General features: G+C 42.2%; 2 protein-coding genes. Both read left to right on the forward strand.

Going from position 1 to position 3,413, the window contains the following annotated elements; genetic code table 11:
* Positions 1-1,477 precede the first annotated feature (1,477 nt).
* Entirely contained in the window at positions 1,478-1,966 is a 489-nt protein-coding gene (locus ACX0G7_RS27230; RefSeq protein ID WP_458926705.1) for a LemA family protein, read from the forward strand.
* Positions 1,967-2,154: 188 nt separating this feature from the next.
* On the forward strand, positions 2,155-2,718 hold the full coding sequence (locus ACX0G7_RS27235) for a hypothetical protein (RefSeq protein ID WP_458926706.1): 564 nt from the start codon (positions 2,155-2,157) through the stop codon (positions 2,716-2,718).
* The last annotated feature ends 695 nt before the right edge of the window (positions 2,719-3,413 follow it).

Here is a 3,413-nt window from a genome sequence, read left to right on the forward strand (position 1 = left end):
AAGGCAACTTGCAAAGGTTAATGGAAATTTCCTAAATGCAACCGCCTACCGCTAACATGGTATTGGCAAAAGCGGGCGGCCAGTTACATGTCGAGCAGAATATTAACGATGCCCGCCTTCGCCAATACTTCCACGTTGGCTGACATGCTATAACTGCATCATGATTAAAATCATAACCAGGAATGAGGTACTACAGGAGTATCCATGCATGCCTTGGAGTGTATACGACCCACAGCTGGACGAGGAAAAATTTCACTTTCCTGACGGTGCATCATATATGATTGTAAGTAGCTCTGCCGCTACATATACTCGGAGCATTAATAAAATTTGTAAGGAGATAATAGTAATTTTTGAAAGGATGAAGCTTCAGAACTTTCTGATTATGGGTGCACAAGATACGCCTTGGCGCTTTCGTCAGCGGCGCTATACAGATCCCAAAGTGACATCCACAATGGATTTTTTTACAGAATCAGGAATTCGGCCTCGATTCAATGGCGCTGTGCTAGTATCATTAAAAGAATTTCCAAGTTGGTTCAAACATGTATTGTACTCAGTCAGCGTTAACGCATTAGTTCCAGAAATGCATTTCCTAGATACAAGTCAATCACTGTACTTTTCACCTTGCCAGTATGGGAGCCTTCATTTGACAATAGTTGATAAATCTTTAGTTGAGCCCTTTCTGACTGAGATAGACAGGAGCGAGCTAATCTTAATTTCGCCGGGTGATTGCGTGTATAAAACCAGTAAGAATAAAGGCATCCCCGGACGCCAAACATCTCCCTGATTACCGCACGTCAGCCAACATGGTATTGGCAAAAGCGGGCAGCCAGTGTCGTGTCGGACAAAATAGTAAGTGATGCCCGCCTTCGCCAATACCTTTACGTTGTGCGCAAGCTTACGTTTGGATACCGGACAATTGTGGAACAGAGTCGGTGAACACCTTCGCCAACTATTCGTCGATTTATATTCGTCGCAGCACAATATTAGCAGCATAGTCGAGGATAATTGTGGCAACATAATCGTGGTAATGTCGCAGAATAATCCCGGCGACACAATCGACGCAGCATAGTCGTCGAGCACAAACGTCGCAACACAATTGTCGCCACGCAATCGTTGCAGCATAATTGTCGCAGCCTAGCGGACGAATCGCATTGGGTGCAGAGCTTTACAACTTAGCCGCGGAAACAGATACGCAGGTATCGAAGCCAGGCAAATATGTGGCAGTGGAAATATACTTATGAATGTGTTGAGGCTCAGCAGGCACTGTCGTAACGCAAATGCGACGATAAGGTGAAACAGCCTAACTAAATGATATTGGCTGTAATTTACCAGCTATGCGCACAACATGGTATTGGCAAAAGCGGGCAGTCGGCACCATGAGGAATTAAACATCAAGCTATGCCCGCCTTCGCCAATACCTCTACGTTGCGCGTAATTTGCAAGCCTCCAATATTAAGAATAGTATAGTAGCAACCTTATGAAATATAAATTTCTATTATTATGCTTGTCGCTCTCGCTTTGTTTGAGTGCATTTTCGCAACGTCTTGACGCGTTAACAAAATCTAAATGGGATAGCTTAAAAATCCAATTGCAGAATCGGGCCATGATCGCTGTCAGTTACATTTCGTATGTTTCCGACTCAAAGACAGTTGATAGAAATAACGTGCAGCAGGTCAATCTTGCATTTGTGAAGCTTTTGAGACATTTAGATATTGCCGTCCCGGTCGATAGTGCCTTTATTACAAGAGCTTACGAACTTAACTCATCTTTAAACGTAGCTTTGGGCAGAACACTTGTGGGCCTTGAGAATGACCCAGAGTTCCGAAAACATTCAGATTCGGAATTTCTAATGCAAAAGCTTTTCAATTGTGAGAAAGCTTTAACTGCACAGATTAATTCTTACAATGGTTACATATCAAAAAGAGAATTATCGGCATTCACATTTGGGATATCGCGGAAAATATAAACTACGCGCAACATGGTATTGGCAAAAGCGGGCGGCCAATTACATGTCAAACAAAACAGCAAGCTTTGCCCGCCTTCGCCAATACCTCCACGTTGGCTGTAATACTATAGATGCAACCCCTAGACGTATATAATCAAATCAAGAGTTTATTCAAGGAGCTCGAGACGCATAACAGTCTCGACGGATTAATGACATTCGTCAAAACTTCCAATCTATTAAGCCAGGTTGAGTCTTTTTATGTTAAGTATCCACCTTTCGATTTTCGGCTGAGTGCAAGTGATATTAATACTTTACGAAATTCCGGGATAATTAATCAATGTAATAAGCTGGAGCCTCTTAAGTTCCCGCAGGATGCTTTGTCAAAGTTATTAGGTGCAGTGCTTTGGAAAAATGGAGACATCAATAAAGTACAGCATATAATCGACGGCGTAGTTGGTTTGTCAGAAGACCGATCCGAATATTCTTTAATCTTTAAGCAATACGGTGCAAGTCTTTCAAGCGACGAGGAACCTATTGTTGACCAACATGTTTTAAGGGCTTTTGAAATTTTTATTTTAGAACCCTATTCCGAAGTTGCGGTGCAAAAAAGCAGAAAAAAAGCTTTATTTAAGACAATTGACAGGCCACTTTTAGATAAATATCGATCTTGGTTTCAACAATTACTGTCAAAGGTTCCAATTTCTGAACGAGGTCGCTACAGCGATACTATAGATAAGATCATCTTTATACATGGTAAAGCGGTTAAGTATTGACCGTACTACAGCCAACATGGTATTGGCAAAAGCGGGCAGCCAGCAGCAAGTAATTTAAATACCAAATTGTTGCCCGCCTTCGCCAATACCTTTACGTTATAGGCCATTCATTAACGTTTCCATATCAATCCATGACCGGTACGATAATAAGACAAGCGCGGTTATTAATAGGTATCTCCTTGTTACTATGGGTTAACCACCTTTGCGGACAAGGTCGGGCGGAACAACCACATGGATGTAAGAAGCATAATGACAAAAGAATTGCGGCTGCTGTCTATGTTCAGCCATCCCGACTCGCGGAATTTCCTGGAGGTAAAGAAGCGTGGACTAGATTCCTAAATAAGAACTTCCGGTATCCTAAACAAGAAGTCGATAGCGGGAGCCTGCAGAGCACTGCGGTTGCCACTTTTATTATCGACAGCACAGGTCTTTTGCAGTTCATAGAGATTAAAGGGAAGAATAAGAGTGATTGGACACCTTTTGAGACAGCCTTCGTTAATTTATTAACTCAGTCAGGTTTGTGGAAACCCGCGGAATGTAATGGAAGGCCAGTCTCTTCATATTTTGAACAAACGATTGAAGTGAAGCTCGAAACGTAGTCGGCGAAGAACGGCCTATAACATGGTATCCTATGTAAAGGGGGATGCCTAGAAATGATATGGTGTTAAAGTTACTACATAACAAAGATTTTGTAA

The organism is Flavitalea antarctica, assembly GCF_054461535.1.